We start from the raw sequence: 21,467 nt of genomic DNA on the forward strand, positions 1-21,467 counted from the left end.
TTGGGCTTGACTTGACACTCCCTTGAGATTTATTGGCGGAAAATGCACTCCGACCCGTCACCAAGGTCGTGGATATCTGTAACGATGTTCGCGTATATCCGCCATCCGTCGATTCGCGACAAGCAAAACATATACTATTGTAAGGAGAGTACTATGCGCCTTCGAGTGATTCTTGCGCTCCTGACAGCACTACCGGCAATATTCGCGATGCAGACAGTCGCCGCTCCGGGAGATACCCTCAGGTCGATTGCGACTCCTTCCGGCTACACACAGGGGCTGGCCTTCGACGGCAAGCACCTCTGGTCTTGTGACCGCCGCAACGATCAGCTCTATCAAATCGATCCGAAAGACGGCCACGTAGTCGATTCGCTGTCGACACCGGGCTATGCCCCAACCGCCATTGCATGGGACGGGAAACGGATCTGGTGCGCCGATGCCGAGACATCACTGCTCTACGCAGTCAATCCAACGACGCGTTTGACCGAATGGACCATCAGCTCTCCGGTGGAACAGCCGGAAGGGCTTGCCTGGGACGGCGCCTATCTGTGGGTCGCTGATATGGCCGCTGACAAGCTCCATAAGATCGACCCGTCCGACGGCACTACCATTGTCTCCATCCCCTCTCCAACTGCGAACAGTTCCGATCTGACTTTCTACTCACGTTATCTCTGGGCGGTCGATCACTTTCGTGACGAGATCTATATGCTTACGCCGGACCGGGGCGACGTTGTGATCACACTTTCTTCACCCGGCAAATACCCAAGCGGGCTCGCTTTCGACCGCAAGAACCTGTGGGTGGTCGACTATCAGTCAGATCGTATCCACCAACTGGTGGTCGACGACGGCGTCCCGTTCGCCAGGCGGGAAAGCCGCAAAGCGTCAATCGAATTCGTGCATCAGGTACGAAATTTCGGACCGGACAGTGTCACCACCCTGCACACGTATCTGGCGATACCACACGACCTTGATTTTCAACAGTTGCTCGGAAAGATCCAATATGACCCCCAGCCGACTGATATAGTGAAAGACAAATGGGGACAGGAGGTGGCGCGCTTTGATTTCGCAAATCTCGGCGCCGGTGCCCAGCCGTCAGTGACCATGAGGGTCAATGCCGAGCTCTTCCGTGTCCGCTATTTTGTTTTTCCCGACAAAGTGGGAAAACTCGAAGATATCCCCGCCGATATCCGCTCGAAATACCTGGCCGATGACATCAAATTCTCCGATACGAGCCTCACCATTCAGGAGGCGCTCAAAGCGGCAGTCGGCAGCGAGACCAATCCGTATTGGATCGGTCGCCGCATCTTCAACTATCTCATCGAGCATCTCGAATACGAGCGTGTGGGAGGCTGGAACACCGCCCCCGCCGTTCTCGAAAGAGGCAACGGCTCGTGCAGTGAATACAGTTTCGTGTATATCGCCATGTGTCGCGCCGCCGGATTGCCTGCCCGATATGTCGGCTCGGTGGTACACCGGGGCGAAGATGCCTGCTGGGACGACGTCTTCCATCGCTGGGTCGAGATATATCTGCCGAAATACGGTTGGATCCCGGTAGATCCGTCGGGCGGCGATTCTCCGTGGCCGCAAGCCCGCGCCAACAGCTTCGGTTATCTCGACAACCGCTTTCTGATCACCACCATCGGTGGAGGCGGTTCCGAGTTCCTCGAATGGAGCTACAACGCCAACGAACGTTGGGTCTCCAAAGGGAAATGCAAGATTGTCGTAGAGTCATTCGCCGAGTGGACACCGGGAGAGACGACCAAATAAGGAGATTGGCCGCTTACGACCAGGCATCGCCGGAAAGTTTGATCTCCTGGAGTGCTTCGTGAGCGATCGATTCAGAAATACCAAAGTGCCGCCGTATGGCACTACATAACTCACTCTTGTCCTTCGCACGGCTCACGGTTGCCTTACCACCGGTGTACTCGGTCACCGTGTAATTGCAGATGACAACCGATCGTTCGTGCGCAAAGCGCGTCAACAGTAATGCATTCATGAACGTGGCGCTCTCCCGGTATGAATCGACAATGGCTGGTGCGAAATAGCTGATTTCACGAGGCGTCGGCTTCACCAAATAACCATGAAGCAGTTCTCCCTTTCGATACAGATCCATCCGTGATCGGTCCTCGATGTCACGCGGTCGAAGTACGTATCTGTCCGTTCCAAACTCCACTTCGAAGTCAGATTCCGAATCCGCAGGCATGGGATCGAGGAATGGCGCAGCGTAACCCACATCTACAAAATATTCACATCCCTCCAGCTTCACCCGGATTACAATGTGAACGTCCGGATTCTGCATGTCCGCCCCGTTCAGGCAGGCTTCAAATCCGAGATGACGGAGCAGAAGGCAGAGATAGTGGTTGTTTGAATAGCAGGTCCCGCCGAAATGATGGCGCTTCATTCCGTCGATGAATTTCTCAAAGTCGGGAATACCTTTTACCCCGTCTCTTTTCAGATAGAGAAGTTTGGAGATATTCTCAAACGGAACGCGATACTGATGAGCGCGGACGAGCCGGGTAAGATAATTCCGGTTCGGCGGCTCCTTCGACAAACCGAGTACAGAGAGATATGTTCCAAACAGCCCGGTGTCGCTCATGGTCACGAAGAGAATAAGTGACTTTCCTTATTTCTTCTTCAGCATCTGCCGGAGCACCATCGGTAGTACGCCGCCGTGGCGATAATACTCTACCTCAATCTGCGTGTCGATTCTGGCGACGGCATGGAACACTTTCTCGCCGTTTTTCGACAGCGCCCGCACTTTGATCCGCTGGTGTGGCTTGATCTTGTTCGACAACCCTTCAATCGTGAACAACTCCTCGCCCGTCAAGCCCAGCGTTTCTCGCGATTCTCCATCGAGAAACTGAAGCGGTAAAACCCCCATGCCGACCAGGTTGGAACGATGGATCCTCTCGTACGTTTGCGCGATTACTGCCTTCACACCCAAAAGCAGCGTCCCTTTCGCCGCCCAGTCGCGCGATGACCCCATACCGTAGTCCTTGCCGGCCAGAATGACCAGTGGCGTGTTCTCCGCCCGGTATTTCATGGCGGCATCATAGATGGACATTCGCTCGCCGCTCGGGAAATGAACCGTTACGCCCCCCTCCGATCCCGGCACCAGCAGGTTGCGAAGACGGATATTCGCGAAAGTCCCGCGTGTCATCACCCGGTCGTTTCCGCGCCGAGACCCGTAACTGTTGAAATCCGCGAATTGAACGCCGTGTTCGAGAAGATACCGCCCCGCCGGGGAATCCGCTTTGATCGACCCAGCCGGCGATATGTGATCGGTGGTAATGGAATCACCGACCATGCCCAGAACGCGAGCATCGCGAACCGGTTCGACATCTCCCGGCTCATTGGTCATGCTCAGGAAAAACGGCGGCTCCTGGATATAGGTCGAGTTTTCATCCCAGGCATACAAATCACTGGATTTCCCCGAGATGGCATTCCAGGTCGGGTTGCCGTCGAACACCGAACCGTACTCTCTTGTGAACATTTCTGGTTTGACGAATTTTGTGATGGCATCAGCCACCTCTCGCTGGGTCGGCCAGATATCTTTCAAATAGACCGGCTGACCCGATTTATCCTTTCCAATCGGCTCGGTCACAAGATCGATGTCCACCGTGCCTGCGAGCGCATACGCCACCACCAACGGCGGCGAGGCCAGATAGTTTGCTTTCGTCAGCGGGTTGATACGTCCTTCGAAATTCCGATTGCCCGATAGCACTGCCGCAGCCACGAGATTCCCTTCGTTGATGGCGGTCGCCACCGGCTCCGGAAGCGGGCCGGAATTACCAATGCAGGTCGTGCAGCCGTACCCTACGTTGTGAAATCCCAGTTTCTCCAGATACGGCAAGAGACCGGATTGCTCCAGATATCTCATCACCACCCGCGACCCGGGCGCCAGTGATGACTTCACGTAGGGCCTGGTGGTCAGGCCGCGTTCCACTGCTTTTTTTGCCAGAAGTCCCGATGCGAGGAGCACTGCCGGGTCCGATGTATTCGTACAGGAGGTGATAGCCGCTATGACAACGGCGCCGTGCCCAATCTCCGCGTTGTACCCATTGCGGACTGCCACACGTTTATTGCGGTCAACCGCCGCCAGATCGAACCCGCGCTCGGCCGGCGGTTTACCCAATGCCGAGCGGAATTCCTGTTTCACGTGTGAGAGCGCGACACGATCCTGCGGGCGTTTTGGTCCAGCAAGCGAGGATTCCACGGTCGAGATATCCAGTTCGATAATATCGGTGAATTCCGGCGCCAACGCCCCCTTCTCGCGGAACAGCCCCTGTTCCTTCGTATACCGTTCGACCAACTCAATCTCCTCCAGCGACCGACCGGTGAGCTTCAGATAATCAAGAGTGGCGTTATCTACCGGGAAGAACCCCATGGTCGCACCGTATTCCGGCGCCATGTTTGCCACCATTGCTTTGGTCGGCAGTGAAAGCGTGTCGAGCGCGGGTCCGCAGAACTCCACGAATTTGTTGACCACGCCTTTTTTGCGAAGGATCTGTGTCACAGTCAGAACCAGATCGGTGCCGGTCACGCCTTCCGAAAGCTCGCCGGTCAATTTGAAACCAATCACCTCCGGCGTGAGCATATAGAGCGGCTGCCCCAGCATGACCGCCTCGGCCTCAATTCCTCCCACGCCCCATCCCAGCACGCCGAGACCGTTGATCATAACAGTGTGACTGTCGGTCCCCACCAGCGTATCCGGAAACGCCACATGATCCACCACCATGACCACCTTGGCGAGATACTCGAGGTTCACCTGGTGAATGATTCCGGTCGCGGGCGGCACGACCCGGAAATTATCGAACGCGCGCTGTCCCCAATGAAGAAACTCATATCGCTCCCTGTTTCGCTCGAACTCCTTCTCCATGTTTATGGAAAGCGCATCGGAACTCGCAAACGCATCCACCTGCACCGAGTGATCCACAACCAGATCGACCGGCACGAGTGGATTGATCTTCTTGGGATTCCCGCCCAGTCGTTTCATCGCCGAGCGCATCGCCGCCAGGTCCACCACCGCCGGGACTCCCGTAAAATCCTGAAGCACCACACGAGCAGGTTTGAACGGTATCTCCAATTGCCCCACTTTCCTGGGATCATACCCGGCCAGCTTCTTGACGTCCGCTTCCGTTATGATTTTGTCGTCACAGTGGCGGAGTACCGATTCCAGAAGTATGCGAATGGAATACGGCAGCCGGTCGATACGGCCGAATTTCTGCAGTTTGTCCAGACGAAAGATTTTGTATTTCTGTGAACTGGTCTTTAGTTCGGTGTAAGCTCCAAAGTGGTCTTTCACAAGTATCCTCCAGCGCTGAAATTCAGATCATCAACGCTTGCAAGTATACATCAGATAATACGTGATGACAAGGTTTTGGGGCTGCTGCGAGGAAAGGTTGACCGCCGAGTCCTGGAAGCTATATTGTCGTGCCCGACAACCGGCGAGAACTTGGAAGACGATGTTTGTCAAACGAATAGACTCCGACCGCGTGGTGATCGGCGCTCCCGCCAAGCTGAATTTGTTTCTCGAAGTGCTGGAGAGACGCCCTGACGGTTACCACAATATCAACTCGCTGTTTCAGACGGTTTCCCTGTTCGACCGCATGAAAGTCACGAAAGGCACCGGCTCCGGGATTGACCTGCAGCTGATCGGCTCATCTGCCGGGATCGGTGCTTTGGACGACAACCTGGTGACCAAGGCGTATCGTCTCATGGCCGAGAAATTCGATGCAGTCCGGGGAATAAGGGTCGAATTGGAGAAAAATATCCCCATCGGCGCCGGGTTGGGTGGTGGGTCAAGCGACGCTGCGGCGACCATCCTTGCCTGTAACCTGCTATTTGACTTGCGATTATCACGGGACCAGATGGCCCGGATGGGAATCCGGATCGGGGCCGACCTGCCGTTCTTTTTTGGCCGGGGGCAGGCCCTGGTCAGCGGGCGTGGCGAGATCGTGCGAGACATAGAGCTCCCCACCGATTACTGGATCGTTCTGATAACACCGTCGTTTCAAGTATCAACCGCCGCGAGTTATGCCCAACTGGATTTGGGCTTGACAGTTGCGAGAGAACCATTTAGCTTGCCCTCTTGCCGGACGGCTGATGAGCTGATCGGGTCCCTGGCGCTCGCGGGCAACGACTTTGAAGCTAATCATCTGGTCTCCTACCCGGAAATACGTAAGGTTAGGGACTGGCTATTGGCTCGAAGAGCGCTGCTTGCCCGCATGAGCGGCTCGGGTCCGACGGTCTTCGGAATATATTTGGCGGCTCCCGAGACGGAGCAAGACAACGTAGAGGGCTGGGGCGATTGGCGTTTACACACGGTTCGGCCGATCACCCTCGGAACGTATTGACGCCTAACCGCGGGAGGGAACCGTGGAGATTACTGAAGTTCGCGTCACGCTGCGCGACGAGGAGAAGCTGCGAGGGTTTGCCAACGTCACGTTCGACAACGCTTTCGTCGTCCGGGGCATGAAGATCATTCAGGGAGCGAACGGTATCTTCGTCTCCATGCCCAGCCGACGTCGACCGAACGGGACGCACCAGGATGTGGCGCACCCGGTCAACAGCGACATGCGTCGTCTCATTGAACAGAAAGTTCTGGAGGCGTACCAGGCCGAGTTGAAGGCGCAGCGCGCGGCACAAAGCTGAGCCGCACAACAACTGTTGGGGCGTCGACAAGTGGTAAGTCACCAGCCTTTGGAGCTGGCATTCCCAGGTTCGAATCCTGGCGCCCCAGCCAGAATTCAGGGATTTACCCCGTCGTGCCGTGCGGCTGGTGCTTGAGCAAGCGGGCGTTCGGCACGACAGTGCAACGAGCGATATGGTGGCAAGTGTAGCCTGGTTTGCGGCGGCACGGGCGGTCGCGAAGCAGGTTTTGTTTCGATAGTGTGGTAGAAAAATGATTGTTCGCAGTGAAATCAAGATTGTCACGGGGAACGCTAATATCCCTTTGGCCCAGAGGATCGCCGCCTATCTCGGCCAGCCGCTGACCGATTGTCTGGTCACGCGTTTTTCCGATGGCGAAGTGTTCGTTCAGATCAACGAAAACGTCCGCGGCGCCGACCTCTTCATCGTTCAACCGACCAACGCGCCGGCCGAGAACCTGATGGAGCTCCTTATGCTGATCGAGGCGGCGCGCCGCGCTTCGGCCATGCGGATTACGGCAGTGATCCCGTACTACGGCTACGCCCGCCAGGACCGCAAAGACCGTCCGCGCGTCCCGATCACCGCGAAACTGGTAGCCAATATGATCACGACCGCCGGATGCGACCGGGTCATGACCATGGACCTTCACGCCAGCCAAATTCAGGGATTTTTCGATTTGCCGCACGATCACCTGTATTCCTCGCGCACGTTTAACGACCACTTCCGAACCATGCATCTGGATAATCTGGTGGTGGTACCTCCCGATGTCGGCTCGCTCAAACTGGCGCGAAGCACCGCGGCATCGCTTAACGCCGACCTCGCCATCGTCGACAAGCGCCGCCCTAAAGCCAACGTCTCCGAGGTTATGAGCCTGATCGGCGAGGTTGATGGCAAGAACGTGCTGATCCGCGATGACATGGTCGATACCGCTGGCTCAATCTGCACCGCTGCAGAACACCTCAAGCTTAACGGTGCGCTGGACATATATGCAGCCTGTACGCACGGCGTGCTCTCCGGCCCGTCGCTCGAGAGGATTGAAAAGTCCCCTCTCAAGAAAGTCATCATCTCGGACTCGATCGATCAGTCCAAGAAATCGTTATCGGACAAATATGTTGTCCTATCCTGCGCGGAACTGATCGGTGAGGCCATCAAGCGGATTTTCGATGAACAGTCGGTCTCTTCCCTGTTTGAAGAGCCGCCGCACGACAGATTTGAATGAACGAATGAATTGTTTGTTTGGAGGATACCTGTAGTCTATGAAAGAAGTATTGATCGCGGCCTCTCCCCGCCAGGCGTTGGGGAAAGGGTCCGCGCGGAAGATCCGTGCCACCGGGCAGATCCCGGGTGTCATGTACGGTCCCGAGATCGAGCCGATGCCGATCCTGGTACCGGAAGCTGAGTTCCGGAAAGCATACCGGGCCTCAGCCGGCACGAGTACCATTTTCACGCTCAACGTCAATGGAAAACCGAACAAGGTGATTATTCGCGAAATGCAGCGGGACCCGATCACCAGTCGGATCACCCATCTCGATTTCCACGCCATCTCGATGAACCGACCAATCCATATCCAGGTGCCGGTCCACCTGGTCGGTACGCCAATCGGCGTGAAAGCGGAGGGCGGCATTATGCAGACACTCCTTCGCGAGATCGAGATTTCGTGCCTGCCGACCAACATCCCCGAGCATGTTGAGGTCGATGTCACCAATCTTGGCATCGGTGATTCCATCCACGTGCGGGACGTTACAATTCCGAACGTGGACGTGCTCACCGAATCGTCAAGTACGATCGTCGTGATCTCAGCGCCGACCATCATTAAGGTCGAGACGCCGGCCGTCGAGGCTGTCCAGGTCGAGGGTGCCGAAGGCGCCGCACCGGCCGAGGGCGCCGAGGGCGCACCGGCCGCGGCAGCCGCAGCTCCGGGCGAAGCCAAGAAAGAAGAAAAGAAAGACGAGAAAGAGAAGAAGGGGAAAGAGAAGGGCTAATTCTCGCCTATTCGAACTTACGGGCTTTCACAGAACCGCTTGCCATCAGGCGGTTCTTCTTTTGTCCCGTGCAGTAGGTCGGGTTCCGAGGCCGCTTCGGCCGAGAAACCCGACATCCCAAGTCAAGGGTACCCCACCGCCGCCGGCCTGGGCGAAGACGAAGGCTTGCGCTGGGTGTGAAGCGCGAGGCGATAGCGCCCGGCCGTCGCGCTGAGCGGAGTCGAAGCGAGACAGATGTCTCCAAGCCCGGTTTCTCTCAATACGCTTTCTGCAATTCACGATACGCCCGCTTCGCCGAGAAGAACAATCCCACCAACTGCGGGGACTGCCGGAAATACGCCATCCGTCGGAATGGCGAATTGACCGGCTTCAACCGCAATGCCCTGAACGGCGACGCTGCGCGACGATGCAATCTGCTGTATTCGCTGTAGAATTCGTGCAGCGGCAGTCTGGTCGGAAACAGACTGTGCGCCAGATCGAACAGCCGCGTGTCGTGTGACAGGATATCCCCTTTCACCTGCTCATAGAACTCCGTTCCGGGAAACGGAGTCAGCACCGTGAACTCGAAATAGTATATTCTCATCCGGTCCATGTAGGCCAGCACGCGGTCGAAGTCGTCCCGTGTATATTCCGGCCTGATGATAAATGCTCCCAGTGGATCCACGCCGTTGGCATGAAGTATCTCCACCGCGCGGCTGTTCTCCGACACCGAGCCTCGCTTGTTTAGCGCTTTGATCTCGCTGTCGTCAGGTGATTCCAGTCCCAGGAACACTTTTTTCAGCCCGCTCTCGGCCCATCGTTCGATCAGGTCCGGATGCTTGTTGATATCATCCACCCGGCTCAGCACGTAGAACTGCTTCTTCAATCCGGCCTGCTTCACTAATTCGGCGATCCGTCCGGCATGTTGCCGATCGAAAAAGAGATTGTCGTCGCCTATGTACACATACGGCTCATTGATCTTCAAAAGCTCCTGCAACACCAATTCCGGCGCTCGACGCAACACCCGATGCCCCGTCAGTGCCGGACAGGGACAAAAACTGCACGCGTGCGGACATCCCACCGATGTCACCATCAGCGCCACCGGTTTCCATACGAGATGACAATACCTATGGCGATTCCGCGCCGTCAGGTCCCGTCGCGGCATCGGCAGATGATCGAGATTGGCCGCAGGCTGACCTATGCTGGTTGCATGCCACCGGTTGTGATTGCGGTACCGTAGTCCCTCGATATCATCGAGCGGCCTGCGCGTCTCTACTGCTTCGACCAACTGGCGGAAGCTGTCAGGCCTTTGCCCGCTCACCAATACATCCACTTGCGGCACCTCGAAATCGTGCGGCACCAGTGTCGCGTGCGGACCTCCTGCCACCGTCACGCACGTCGGATTGACCCGCTTGGCGTAATCGAGCACTTCGATCATCCGACGCGTGTGAACTACCGTCCCGGTGATACCCACAAGGTCCGGCTGAAGCCGCTCGATCACGCGCTGCCACCCCTTTTCCATCTTCATGTCGAGGATACTGACATCGTGGTTGTTGAGTGCCCCCGCCAGATACTCCAGCCCGAGCGGTTCGATATTGATCAGCCCGCGCGGTATCACACTGAGCGGGTCCGTGTCCGGGTACACCAACAGTATTCGCATAGCTTGATACTCTCCTCATCAAATGGCGAGGCAATCCGCGTGCCATGCGCTTCCAACATATCCGCACTCTCCCGTAACCGCAAGGGCAGCAAGCAATTTAGACAGCACAGTCGCTATTCTGCCATGCTCTCCCCCCGCTTAGCGGCTATGCGTGGGTGGATAGTAAACGAGACCGTTTATCACACGATGTGGTGTAAAATGTCGTGAGACGGGTTCCGAACACGCCTTGAGCTACAAATCCGACACTAAGGATCGAGAAATCCCGGTACCACACCTGAAAGGTGTGCATTCTCAAACAGGCACTCAACTGCCGAATCCGCACTCCCGCGCCGTTGCATCACCACTTTCCCCACCGAACCCTTAGTCTTTGCGATTCCATTGAGTTATTAGAATGCAGGAGAACTCTGAGCACCAGTGATCGAAATCGTAAATCACACAATTGGTGAAGCGCGCCTGCAGGTGGTATCATGCTTTCAGTTCAACAACTTAGCTCGAGAACCGATCCGGTTGTTTTCGCCACAACCACAAGTCACATATAGAGATACGCGAATGCACCACAGCCGAATCAGCACCTGTGCATCCGCGTATCACCATGCTACATCATCGGTTACCGCGACCCGACGCCCTCGTACGGAAATAAAAAATGACAAAACGAACCCAAATATCTGAACTGGCTCGCGCGAGTGAATCCCTTGACAGAACAGAGAGTAAATGGTACATTATAACGCTTCAGTGAAAAGACATCGGGATACAAGAAAACCGGGGTCGACCCTGCTATGGCCGCTCCCTTAATATGTCACCTGTGACCTGTGGAGAATTGTCATGTCCCGGCATAAACTTTTGCGGCAGGTGCTTTGTCTGTGCCTTCTGTGCATCCCTTTTCTCGCCATTCAAAGCCAGACGGCTGCCCGTAGCGCGGAGCAGGTATGCGGCGATGTCGACGCCAGCGGAGCAATCGATGTTGGGGATATCGCCTACCTGGTCGACTTTTTGTGTTTCAATGCGGCAGCGCCCCCCTACCCCCAGTTCGCCACATGCGACGGCAACCGGGAAATCGATATCAGCGACCTTGCCTGGATTATCGACTATCTGTTTTTCTCAGGACCGGCACCACTCTGCCTTGAGGGAAGCCATACCGACGTGACAGGCCCCTGCTTAAGCCATCTCGTCAATAAAGCGATGAGTGGTGCTGCTACCACAGCAGGCCAGTCAGGCTGTCTGAATCGGGTCCAATCCGAAGAACAGGCCGGTGAAATGCACGCCGAGCTTGTCAATGGCAAGCTGCACGTGTACCACACGAACGCGTACTATCAGTGTTGCCTTGGGTACAGCGTGACATATGAGCAGACCGGCCGGTTCATTACCGCTGTCGAATCAGACACCGGTGAGCTGTGTGACTGCTATTGCTATTTCGACCTCGAGTCCGTCTGGGAGGGATTGTACCCGTACGGAGACGAGTACTGGATCGTGGTGCTCATCGGCATAGAGGGTGATACAGTGGGCACAGACACGATTCCGGTGAACGGAACCATGGTTCTGGAGACAGTCGGTCATGACCTGCACGTTCACCACCTGAACGCTCCACTAAATTGTTGTCCGGCGTTCTACGTCGACTACACGATAGTCGGCAACCAGATCACGGCCGTGGAAAATGACTCGCTCAACGCCTGCCTCTGTCTCTGTTTCTACAACCTCGAGTCTGTATTGTATGAACTGTCACCCGGTGAATATGTGGTCACGTTGATCGGAGGAACAACCACACCGTTCGCAGGAGATACGATCGGAGTGGACACGGCCGTAATAGCACCGTAGAGACCAGCCGTCGCGACGGGGAGGTCACATCATATCATCCGGATCGACATCGATCACGATCTTGATCGTTGCCGGGAGTTTGAAACGGGGCTCGCGCGCCTCCCACGCGCTCAACAACTGCACCAGCTTCACGGTCTGGTTTGTTTTGAGCATCAGATGCCTGCGATACCGTTTCCGAAGATGATACATGGGGCACGGCGCAGGTCCGAGCAGACTCGCTTGTATCTTCGCAGTCGTAACATTCGCTCGCAGTCGTTCGGCAAAATCACGCGCGGCGGATTCGAGTTTGGATTCATTTGCTGCCGAGAGAATGATATTAACCAACCGCACGAAAGGCGGATACGAAGCATCCTTGCGGGTCTCGATCTCGCGCTCGTAAAACGAGACATAATCCTGACGGGCGGCATCATCAATAATCGGATTATCCGGCGAATAAGTCTGGATCAGCACCTCTCCCGGCTGGTCGGCGCGTCCACTTCGTCCGGCAACCTGAAGCAGGCGCGCAAACGTTTTCTCCGAGGCGCGGAAATCCGGAAGGTCCATCCCCTGATCTGCGGACAGGACACCAACAAGCGTGACACCCGGCAGGTCGAGCCCCTTGGTCACCATCTGTGTGCCGAGAAGCAAGTTTTGTTTGCGGTGGGCGAAATCGGCCAGGATATGATAGATACTGTGCCGCCCGGAAGCGCTGTCGGAATCGAGCCGGACCGTGAGCGCCTTCGGAAACAAACGGCCGATAGCCTCTTCCACCTTCTGCGTTCCTGTGCCCGGATAAAGAAACCGCGAGCTGCTGCATTTTTCGCAACTGTCGTACTGGCTGCGCATGTATTCGCAGTAATGGCACAGCAGTCGTCTGTGCGTTTTGTGAAACGTGAGGTGCACTTTGCAGTGCGGACAGAGGGGAACATGGCCGCAGTCGTTGCATTTGATCTGTGGTGCGTAGCCACGGCGGTTGAGATAGAAAATTATCTGCTCCCCTTGCACGAGCCGCTTGTCGGTTTCGTTTTTTAACGGAAGCGAGACAAACGGAAGGTCCCCTTTGGCTCCCTCGGTCCGCATATCGACAACCCGCACCTGCGGCAGTTTCGATACACCTGGGCGCTGCGTCAGAGTGAGCAGCTTGTAACGCCCGGTCCTGGCATGATAGTACGACTCGACCGACGGAGACGCTGAACCGAGAAGAACCGGAATGTTATTGAGTTTGGCCCGCATGATGGCAGAGTCACGGCCATGAAAGCGGGGCGAGGGGTCATCCTGTTTGTAGGAACTGTCATGTTCTTCGTCAACAATCACGAGGCCGAGATTCGGCAACGGTGCAAACAGCGCGGAGCGCGGGCCTATGGCAATTCGGTAGTCCCCTCGGCGAACCCCCTGCCAGCTTTGCAGGCGCTCTTTCTCGGTCATGGCGGAGTGGATCACAGTGACTTGGTCGCCGAAAAAACCGCGGAAATACGCCAGCGTAGCGCCGGTGAGTGAGATTTCGGGAGTCAGCACCAGCACTGTATATCCCCGCTGGAGAACTTCGTTGGCAAGATGGCAGTACACAAGAGTTTTGCCGGAACCGGTGATGCCGTGCAGAAGCGAGACACCAAATCCGGAGTCGAGGGCCTGAGTAAGAGAGTCCAATGCGACGCGCTGTTCGGTGGTGAGTGCTATGTTAACGACGTCGGCTTTTGGTTTGACAAAATCAAGCACTGTTCGCCTGGGCGTTTCGAGTACCGGTTCAAGTATCGAGGCGGCAAGAGCACGACGGATATAGTGGTCGCTCCAACCGGACTGTCTCAGTTCCTTGCGAGTGCAGACGCTGTCGAACCGAAGCTGGTCAGCAGGCTCATCGCCGAAAACAACGCTTAGACTGGCGCCATCGAGTAGGCGATAGCCGACCGATCGGCGTTTCAGAGTGGCGGCGTTGTCATGCCACTCCTCGACAACAACCCCTCTGTCCTGAAGCTGTCGCCAAAGTGCACGGTCCGCCAGCAATGACTTCAGCGTATCGGTAGGTATCCTCTTTCCGGGTTTGGCCTTCGCTTGGAACTGTAGAGGCAGATGACTGATATCACCTGTGCCCCACACCATTGTACTGATTCGGTTTTTCTTAAGTGATGGCGGCAGTGCCGCGGCAAGACAATCGGCCGGATTGGCGAAGTAATAGTCGGCTATCCAGAGACAGAGTCTGAATAGCTCCAGCGAGAAATAACTTTGCGGATCAAGTGGGCGGATGATCGGTTTGATCTCGATACGCGGAGGCGGCTCGGCTGAACCAAGATAATAACCAACCTTTCGCGTCCGCCCAAACGGCACCAGCAGCCGCTGGCCTGGTTCGAGCAGTGACGATCCGTCGCCGACGCGATATGTGAACGTACGGCGCATCGGACCGGCCACCGCCACGTTTGCGAATTGCTCCTGAGGACTCACGGTCTCCAATATAGAAAAAGGCAGGCGCACTACCTGCCTTTATTCGAGAAGTCGGAACGGAATGCGATAATCGGCTACTTGCCCTTGGCTTCGGCCAGGGCCTGCTTATCTTTCATCCCGAGTTGCTGATATAGGTCCGCCAGGCGCTGCCAGATCTGTTTGTTGTCCGGCTCCAACGCCACCACCTTCTCGTAGGCGCCGGCGGCATTCTTCCAGTCTTTCAAGTTCAGATAGCAGTCGCCCACTGAGGTGAAATGCTCGGCGTTCTGGGGTTCGAGCTCGGTAAGCCGGGTGAACGCCGCAAGCGCCTCTTTGAAGTCGTTGCGGATGTAAGCGATCAGACCATACTGCCCGGCCGCATCGACATCCTTAGGACTGGCATCGAACGCCCGTTTGAAATAAACATAAGAAGAGTCGAAGGCGCTGTTGCGGGCATCAGTCCATCGTTTGGCCGCCTCGGTGTTCTTGGCCTCATCAGCCGCGCGGACCGAATCAGTCGCAGTGCGGCCAATCTGATTGTAATAGCGCCCCATGCCGACCAGGGCATCGCCGTTAGCCGGTGCGATCGCCAGCAGTTCGCGGTACACTGCAACCGCCGAGTCATACTGCCGGCAGTTGTTGAAACAGGCAGCCAGGTTGTAGAGCGTCACGACCAGTGTCGTATCCTTAGGGGCGTTGACCATCGATTCCCGAAGGTACGGTGCTGCTTCACAGTATTTCCCTGAGCGAATGTAGGAGTAGGCGACCTCCGAGGCCAGTTTGTCCCGCTCTTTGGCGTTCACCATGGCCTTGGTCAGCCATTTCACACCGGACTCGTTGTCCCCCTTGTATTCGTAGACAGTCCCAAGCGCAACATACGGCAGATAGTTGGTGGAGTCCAGTATGACCGCCAGGGTCATGTTGTCGATACAGGAATCCATCTGGGCATCGATCTTCTTCTGATAGAACGCGATAGTAGTGCTGTCGGACTCTGACTCTTTAGCCTTCAGGTCCTCTTCGATCCGATTGAGCTGGCCAACACCATCGTTGTACAGATTGCGCCAGTTAAGCACTATGAGTGAGTCGATCACGCTGGCCTTGTCGCAATCACCCTTGTACTTGGCCTTGACTTCTTTGCTGGCGCAAGCTATCCGAAGAGAATCCCGGTAGGCAACCAGCTTGCTGATTGGTTCCCGTTTGGCTTTCAGATCGGCTGTGGTCTTGGCATAGTCATCCTGAATGAGGCACATCAGGTACAGGCCTTCAGAATGCGGGCCATAGTGCATGAACAGAGAGTCCAGCATATAGACAGCGTTGGCGTTCCGCTCTTTGGTGTGGTACGAGAACTCGATCTTGGCCGTCTTGATGTAAGCGCTTTCGGGGAGTTTGCGCCCCTTTGGGGGCGCAGCGACACTGCCGACCGCAACAGCGCTCATCAACAGCACCACAAGCCCTTTGGTCATCAATTTCAATTCGTTACCTCCTGTACATGTCCGAATCGCACAAAAATCTCGGCGAATGTAACTCTTTTCACAAGCCTTGTCAACGACTGCCGTCTTATCGGTTGGTGAACCGAACCGAGTATCTAACTATCGTCGTGTCATTAGGTTTCACCGGCACGCTGAAAACAAGGGTCTGGGCGTCTTTCTTTTTGTATTCGAAGTTCGCTTTGGTGACTTCCCATATCCCCCAGAGCTTCTTTTCTACTTTGATATTTACCGCTTCACTCTTGTGGTTGCGCAGTTCGTCCTCGTAATCCCGGTCCTCGACCGTGGATGAGGCGCGAGTTTGGTTGACCAGACGCTCCTCGGCGGAGATATCGAACGCATAGCCAACCTTCACATCCAATTCCTCGTCCTTGGGGGTATGGTCAATCTGATCCTCGCCAAGCAGAACCAGGGAACCGTCATCATCGGCCTTGAAAACCCGAACCCGCCCACCCGGCAACGGCATGCCAAGCCCGGCTTGCTGCGAGTTCTTGAACTTAACCGCCACTTTCACCTGATCCGGATTCTGTTCCGGTTGAAACAGATATTCTTTCTGAACGGTGGCCGTAGCCGGTTCAAAGAGAGCGATCTGCTTGATCTCCCGATCGGAGACGGTGGCTTTTCGGGGGAGTGTATACATGTGGTACTCGAAGAATGCCTTTTCCTCGAAACCGGCCGCGCCATCGGCCATCGGGGCCGCCTTGGACGTTAGCATTCTAAACTCTCGTTCCGGCCGGATCCGACTGATATCCCCGGCAATCAGGCGAAGTTTGGCATCGGTGTATGTCTTGCCGGAGTTATTGGTAATGGAGGACCACCCCGAAAGACCGAGCTTTGTCTCCGTCTTGTCCAGTACTCCCACGTACTCGGCGCTCCAGTTGAGGCCGGAGGTCTGGTACCCGACCCGGCACGGAATGGCGCCTTCGGTGTTGGACTGGTATTTCCAGAACAGCGTCGGACGAGTGATCAGCCCCTCGGGAAGCGCGGGGAAGTTGACCTCGGTAACATTCCCGAGAAGGACAATCTTGACTTTGCCCTCCTTGTTGCGAAGAGTCACGGCTCCGCCGGAACTGGCCAGAAGGGTACCCGTGTACAGCTTCCCTTCCTTGTCGATCAGCTCGATCTCCTTGTCGATGTACTTGTTATACATCTGGTCCGGGCTGACCAGGTCGTAGGCATAATTCTGTTCGAGAATCGTGACACTGGAGCCGGATTTGAGCACCTCGAACCGGACCGAACTAGCATCGATCTGGCTGGGGACATCGCGGAACTGTATCTGATCCACCCCCTTTTTGAATTGAAGCTGTCGGGATTCGCTGACAACGCCGAGGTTGCTGTTATACACGGTGACGGTGAGATCGTCGGCCAACGCCCCTCCGCCCAAAGCCACTGCTACCAGAGGCACGGCGACAGCAGCAAAACCCGGAACAAACCCTCGTTTCATAGCATCTACTCCTTATACATGCCAGCTCGTCAATCCACCCAGCCCGTATCCGTACGGACTGTTTCATCGCTCTTGTCCTCAATACCGATCGAGGAATAATATCTTCCCGAATTGACTCACGGTTTCAGCGGTAAGGCGACAAATCGCGCCACCGTTTCCTCGATCCGTGTCTGAACTTCTCCGGCCGAGGGTGCCAATGCCAGAGCGGTAAACTGCCCACGCGCCGGTTCTATCCGTTCGAAAATCTGAGTGTACAAGCTATAGATAATCTCGAGGCTAAGTTGATAGCGCGGCTCCAGGTACCTTTTGATGGAATCAATGGTGCGGCGGGCCCGGCGCTGATAGTACGCTCCTATCCGAACATACGTGCACACCAGATCCCGGAAGCTGGGGGTAGGTTCTCCACCGGATGCCACCTGTCTCACTTCCGAGTGAGTAAGCCCATGTCGAGTTACGATGTCATCGGAAAAGTAGTTGAGTCCGGCTTTCTGATCTTTCTCAAAATCCCGAAGGATATGCACGATGTACGAGAAAATGGCCAGACGCCGCGCGGCCAGACGGATATCGTAGGTCGGACGCCGGAATCCCGCACCGTTGTTACTGATTCCACAGAGGTGCATGAAAATCGAGGCGGGCGCCACAGCGGCACCTTCGGAATATCGCAGGAATTCAGCGAATGTAGCGAAGCCGTTGTGGGTCAGGTCGAAGATCATAGCCTTGCCGAGCCGTTCCCATGGCCAGAGCGGCAGGTCGAATCGTTCCAGCGTGTCATAGAACTCGGTATGATACTCATCGGTCGGTTCACGCCTTCGCACCATGCCGAGCCAACCGTTGATGAGACCTGCCAGTTGCGCTGCCTCGCGTGAGTCAATGGGACCGGCCGACGACTTGCGGTCATCGACCAGGTCATCGATTCGCCGCATGGAGCGATAACAGACCCTGAACGCCTGATAGCGGTCATCATCCCAGAAACGCGCCGCGATATCCAGAATCGGATTGGTCAGAATCTGGCTGAAATCGAGGTGCGGTGCAAAGTCGAGCATGAGCTTGGATTCGGCCATAAATCGGTGAAGAATATAGTGGTTATGGGCAAGCGGGGAAATGTATATTTATCGTCGATGCGGGTGGTGAAAACGAAGGGAGAGATTGCTTCGGCTTGTCACGCGTGACGCGTGACTCCTCGCAATGACGGAAGACTATGGCCGAGAGATTTCGACTGCTCATATTGACCCACAACTTCCCCCGCTTCCAGGGTGACTTTGCGGGCGTCTTCATTCATCTGCTGGCCAGGCGGCTGACAGACCATGGAATCGATCCTGTGATCCTGGCTCCACATGATCCGGGCGCACTTGAATATGAGAAATGGGACAATGTCACGATCTATCGTTTCCGCTACGCCAAACGCGACGAGGATGAGTCAATCGCCTATCGCGGCAATATGCACCAGTTGGTGCTCGGCTCGGTGACCGGCATTTTCAAATTCAAGGCCTTTCTCGATGCCTACCGCGAAGCAGCGTTTCGGATTATCGACACGGAACGAATCAGTGTTGTCGCCGGGCACTGGTTGATCCCATCGGGGATCGTGATGAAAAGCATCGAGGCAAAATTCCATTTGCCGATGATTCTCTCTTCGCACGGTACCGATATCCGACTGATGTCGAAATACTTGCAGATGGCGCGGCGCTATTTTCACAGTTTCTTCCCGAAATTGAAAGCCTGGACCGTGGTTTCATCATACCTTCGAGATGAGATTCTCCGTGTCGAACCAACCCTGGCCCCGATTCTCCAGATCTTGCCGTTACCGCATGATGAGACACTTTTCTACCGGGACGAAAATATTGCTCGCGAGCCAAACCTCGTCGTAGCAGTAACGCGTTTCGCCGAGCAGAAACGGGTGGGGCATTTGATACGAGCTTTTGCACTGGTGACCGAGCAGCAACCGAAAGCCCGGCTCGAATTGTACGCCTCAGGCCCGATGCAGGCGGAGATTGAAGCGTTGATTGCCAAGCTCGGCCTGAAGGAGACTGTGACTATATTCGCGCCGATTCCGCAGGAGCAACTTCGGACAGTGTACAACCGCGCCGGAATGGTGGTGCTGAACTCGTTTCAGGAAGGGTTCGGACTTGCCTTATCCGAAGCGATGCTCTGCGGCGCACCGGTGATCGGCGTAGCGTCGGGAGGGATAGTTGATATCATTCGTCACGACGACACCGGCCTTCTCGTCCCGCCGGACAATGTCGATGCGCTGACAAAGGCGATGCTACGCGTGATGTCCGATGACCCGCTGCGCAGCTGTCTGGCGGTCAATGGTCATGAGTTTGCGTTGAAATCGTACGCCTCAGGTCCACTGGCGGCGAAGTTCGCGGAGTTGGTGAGGGGGGCGAGAAGGTTGTAGGCATTCCCCTCAAAGTCATTGCGAGGCGCTTCGCCGAAGCAATCTCGCCCGACTGCCATGCCAATGAATCCGAGATTGCTTCGCCGCCGCGAAGCGCGCCGTCTCGCAATGACTCACATATCTCATACGGCTTTAGCATGTGCCGCACCTAACAGGTGCGAATAAAGGGAGGGTCCGCCCGGTGGTGTACATCCAATATCGTCGAATTCACACCTGTTAGGTGTGGCACCGAATAGGGTGCTTCACTAATTCACAAAACAGACTCGACTCATCCACCTCAACAATCGAGATGTCTGCATCAAGTCCTGTAGTCAACGCACGAAATTGCTGTTCGCTGACGGTTGTAGCGGTGAAACCATCTTTGCAGACGATGTTGCCATCGCGGGTTTTGTCCTCATCGATCTCGCCGAGCAGTCCGGCGGCAGCCTGCAGGCGGAACCACTCGAGGCGGTGCTCCCAGAATTTCGCGGAGTAAGTGGAGAACAGAAGCTTCCCCACTGTTTTGGTGACGCGGAGGGACTCGACAATCAGCGTGCGTTGGTCAACATGAAACGCCGAAATGCCGTTCTGAATGCAGACGATCAGGTCAAAGCAGTTGTCGGAAAAGCCGAGATGAGCGGCATCCATCTGGGCGAGGTGGTAGTTTGGAATCTCGGCGAGCCGCTGGCGGGCGAGTGTCAAACTGGCGAGCGAGATGTCCACGCCGATGACGGTGGCGGCTCGCTGCACAAGCGCGGGCAGGGTGCGGCCGTAGCCGCAGCCGAGATCGAGAACGGCGTCGCCCGGATGGATATGCGAAAGGACGTGGTTCAGTTCGGCATCGAGGTACTGCCGCACGCGCGGGGTAGCGAGGTCATAGACCTTGATCAGCCGTTCGGCAGCGAGTTTTTGGGAGTAGTAGGAGGGCATGGTGGGGCTGGTCTAGAGCATTCATACAAGAGTTTGACGACCACTGGGCAGATTACCGAAAGCCACGGAATCTCCTCTTCAGACGTTCCCCAGTCTTTAGACGACGAGACCTCGCACTCGCTGTAAGCCCGTGGTCAGGGAGTTTTGCATGACAGACTTCGCAAAGGAGTCTGAGGTTTTCAATCCTATGATTCCCTTCCTTTTGAGACCGTGGTTTGTCATGGTGTACGTGGAACGGAACCGAAGATCTTTCTGCACTGCGGCCGCATTCCTCGCACCTGTTTCCTGCTCTTTGAAACACCCTCCGCCTTCTCTCCTCCCAATCAGGAGGATAGTCGACGAACTCCGAAAAAACCTGGTCAAGCCCTCCATCAATCTTCGCGATTTCGGCCACTATTTGCCGTATATCGGATTCAGCCAGCCCCCTGAGTTTCCTGCACTTCTCCTCGCTAGCCCCTTTTGCAAATAAAAAGGCGAGGAAGGCCACAATGATGCCAAAACCAGGGTGCAGGAACGCCATTGTCGCAAGTGATATCGCCGCCGCTGACAACATTCTGAGTACGATGTGGGGATCGGACGGGTTTTCAAGGAGCTTCTTCTTGTTGCGAAGCTTCGCAAGGCGGGAGTACCGTGCTTCAATGCACTCCGCGCACGCCACCTTGCCGTTTCGGAGGAGATTGCCCGGACCTTTCCAATTACCACATAGTATACAGGTTGGCAATTCTTCACTCGCGGTTATCTGAGCGTGTTGAATTAC

16 protein-coding genes and 1 tRNA gene are annotated in these 21,467 nt (G+C 55.8%); 8 read left to right on the forward strand and 9 right to left on the reverse strand.

Annotated elements, in window-relative coordinates; all coding sequences use genetic code 11:
- Positions 1-153: 153 nt before the first annotated feature.
- Positions 154-1,764, forward strand: a complete 1,611-nt coding sequence (locus tag AB1644_06840) for a transglutaminase domain-containing protein (protein ID MEW6050764.1) — start codon at positions 154-156, stop codon at positions 1,762-1,764.
- 13 nt (positions 1,765-1,777) lie between these two features.
- On the opposite strand, the gene AB1644_06845 is transcribed toward AB1644_06840, so the two are convergent.
- Entirely contained in the window at positions 1,778-2,593 is an 816-nt protein-coding gene (locus AB1644_06845) for an arylamine N-acetyltransferase (protein ID MEW6050765.1), read from the reverse strand.
- Between the two features lie 27 nt (positions 2,594-2,620).
- Positions 2,621-5,302, reverse strand: a complete 2,682-nt coding sequence (gene acnA / locus AB1644_06850) for an aconitate hydratase AcnA (protein MEW6050766.1) — start codon at positions 5,300-5,302, stop codon at positions 2,621-2,623.
- 160 nt (positions 5,303-5,462) lie between these two features.
- Here acnA and ispE point away from each other — a divergent pair, with 160 nt between their 5' ends.
- The 5 genes from ispE to AB1644_06875 all read left to right on the forward strand — a co-directional run bounded on the left by ispE (position 5,463) and on the right by AB1644_06875 (position 8,630).
- The gene (ispE, locus tag AB1644_06855) at positions 5,463-6,353 is read left to right on the forward strand and encodes a 4-(cytidine 5'-diphospho)-2-C-methyl-D-erythritol kinase (protein ID MEW6050767.1); all 891 of its coding nucleotides are present in this window, start codon (positions 5,463-5,465) and stop codon (positions 6,351-6,353) included.
- A 22-nt stretch (positions 6,354-6,375) separates the two neighbouring features.
- Positions 6,376-6,651 carry a SpoVG family protein gene (locus AB1644_06860; protein MEW6050768.1) on the forward strand — a complete coding sequence of 92 codons (276 nt, stop codon included), beginning with the start codon at positions 6,376-6,378 and terminating at the stop codon, positions 6,649-6,651.
- 16 nt (positions 6,652-6,667) lie between these two features.
- A tRNA-Gln gene (locus tag AB1644_06865) sits at positions 6,668-6,742 on the forward strand.
- 159 nt (positions 6,743-6,901) lie between these two features.
- Positions 6,902-7,867 (forward strand): ribose-phosphate pyrophosphokinase, encoded by a 966-nt coding sequence (locus tag AB1644_06870; protein ID MEW6050769.1) that lies wholly within the window; start codon positions 6,902-6,904, stop codon positions 7,865-7,867.
- A 37-nt stretch (positions 7,868-7,904) separates the two neighbouring features.
- Positions 7,905-8,630 carry a 50S ribosomal protein L25/general stress protein Ctc gene (locus AB1644_06875; protein ID MEW6050770.1) on the forward strand — a complete coding sequence of 242 codons (726 nt, stop codon included), beginning with the start codon at positions 7,905-7,907 and terminating at the stop codon, positions 8,628-8,630.
- Between the two features lie 256 nt (positions 8,631-8,886).
- Here AB1644_06875 and AB1644_06880 read toward each other — a convergent pair whose 3' ends face one another.
- Positions 8,887-10,269 carry a radical SAM protein gene (locus AB1644_06880; GenBank protein MEW6050771.1) on the reverse strand — a complete coding sequence of 461 codons (1,383 nt, stop codon included), beginning with the start codon at positions 10,267-10,269 and terminating at the stop codon, positions 8,887-8,889.
- An 822-nt stretch (positions 10,270-11,091) separates the two neighbouring features.
- On the opposite strand from AB1644_06880, the gene AB1644_06885 reads away from it, so the two are divergent.
- Positions 11,092-12,081: a hypothetical protein gene (locus AB1644_06885; GenBank protein MEW6050772.1), complete on the forward strand. Its 990-nt coding sequence runs from the start codon at positions 11,092-11,094 to the stop codon at positions 12,079-12,081.
- A 24-nt stretch (positions 12,082-12,105) separates the two neighbouring features.
- Here the strand turns inward: AB1644_06885 and priA are convergent, their stop codons facing one another.
- From priA to AB1644_06905, 4 genes are all read right to left on the reverse strand, one after another.
- A complete protein-coding gene (priA, locus tag AB1644_06890; GenBank protein ID MEW6050773.1) occupies positions 12,106-14,496 on the reverse strand; it encodes a primosomal protein N' in 2,391 nt (796 codons plus the stop codon).
- Positions 14,497-14,570: 74 nt separating this feature from the next.
- A complete protein-coding gene (locus AB1644_06895) occupies positions 14,571-15,938 on the reverse strand; it encodes a tetratricopeptide repeat protein (GenBank protein ID MEW6050774.1) in 1,368 nt (455 codons plus the stop codon).
- A gap of 94 nt (positions 15,939-16,032) precedes the next feature.
- Positions 16,033-17,406: a DUF4139 domain-containing protein gene (locus AB1644_06900; GenBank protein ID MEW6050775.1), complete on the reverse strand. Its 1,374-nt coding sequence runs from the start codon at positions 17,404-17,406 to the stop codon at positions 16,033-16,035.
- 116 nt (positions 17,407-17,522) lie between these two features.
- Positions 17,523-18,467 (reverse strand): squalene/phytoene synthase family protein, encoded by a 945-nt coding sequence (locus tag AB1644_06905; GenBank protein MEW6050776.1) that lies wholly within the window; start codon positions 18,465-18,467, stop codon positions 17,523-17,525.
- Positions 18,468-18,604: 137 nt separating this feature from the next.
- Here AB1644_06905 and AB1644_06910 point away from each other — a divergent pair, with 137 nt between their 5' ends.
- Positions 18,605-19,801: a glycosyltransferase family 4 protein gene (locus AB1644_06910; GenBank protein MEW6050777.1), complete on the forward strand. Its 1,197-nt coding sequence runs from the start codon at positions 18,605-18,607 to the stop codon at positions 19,799-19,801.
- 216 nt (positions 19,802-20,017) lie between these two features.
- Here AB1644_06910 and AB1644_06915 read toward each other — a convergent pair whose 3' ends face one another.
- Together AB1644_06915 and AB1644_06920 are read right to left on the reverse strand one after the other, a co-directional pair.
- On the reverse strand, positions 20,018-20,710 hold the full coding sequence (locus AB1644_06915; GenBank protein MEW6050778.1) for a class I SAM-dependent methyltransferase: 693 nt from the start codon (positions 20,708-20,710) through the stop codon (positions 20,018-20,020).
- Between the two features lie 52 nt (positions 20,711-20,762).
- Entirely contained in the window at positions 20,763-21,368 is a 606-nt protein-coding gene (locus AB1644_06920; GenBank protein ID MEW6050779.1) for an HNH endonuclease signature motif containing protein, read from the reverse strand.
- Between the last annotated feature and the right edge of the window lie 99 nt (positions 21,369-21,467).

The organism is Candidatus Zixiibacteriota bacterium, assembly GCA_040753875.1.
GTDB lineage: Bacteria > Zixibacteria > MSB-5A5 > GN15 > FEB-12 > DATKJY01.

Coding starts and splice junctions, on each gene's coding strand:
- AB1644_06840 (MEW6050764.1), top strand. CDS start 154: ATGCGCCTTCGAGTGATTCTTGCGCTCCTGACAGCACTACCGGCAATA.
- AB1644_06870 (MEW6050769.1), top strand. CDS start 6,902: ATGATTGTTCGCAGTGAAATCAAGATTGTCACGGGGAACGCTAATATC.
- AB1644_06895 (MEW6050774.1), bottom strand. CDS start 15,938: ATGACCAAAGGGCTTGTGGTGCTGTTGATGAGCGCTGTTGCGGTCGGC.
- AB1644_06885 (MEW6050772.1), top strand. CDS start 11,092: ATGTCCCGGCATAAACTTTTGCGGCAGGTGCTTTGTCTGTGCCTTCTG.
- AB1644_06915 (MEW6050778.1), bottom strand. CDS start 20,710: ATGCCCTCCTACTACTCCCAAAAACTCGCTGCCGAACGGCTGATCAAG.
- AB1644_06875 (MEW6050770.1), top strand. CDS start 7,905: ATGAAAGAAGTATTGATCGCGGCCTCTCCCCGCCAGGCGTTGGGGAAA.
- AB1644_06845 (MEW6050765.1), bottom strand. CDS start 2,593: ATGAGCGACACCGGGCTGTTTGGAACATATCTCTCTGTACTCGGTTTG.
- AB1644_06910 (MEW6050777.1), top strand. CDS start 18,605: ATGGCCGAGAGATTTCGACTGCTCATATTGACCCACAACTTCCCCCGC.
- AB1644_06900 (MEW6050775.1), bottom strand. CDS start 17,406: ATGAAACGAGGGTTTGTTCCGGGTTTTGCTGCTGTCGCCGTGCCTCTG.
- AB1644_06880 (MEW6050771.1), bottom strand. CDS start 10,269: ATGCGAATACTGTTGGTGTACCCGGACACGGACCCGCTCAGTGTGATA.
- AB1644_06905 (MEW6050776.1), bottom strand. CDS start 18,467: ATGGCCGAATCCAAGCTCATGCTCGACTTTGCACCGCACCTCGATTTC.
- ispE (MEW6050767.1), top strand. CDS start 5,463: ATGTTTGTCAAACGAATAGACTCCGACCGCGTGGTGATCGGCGCTCCC.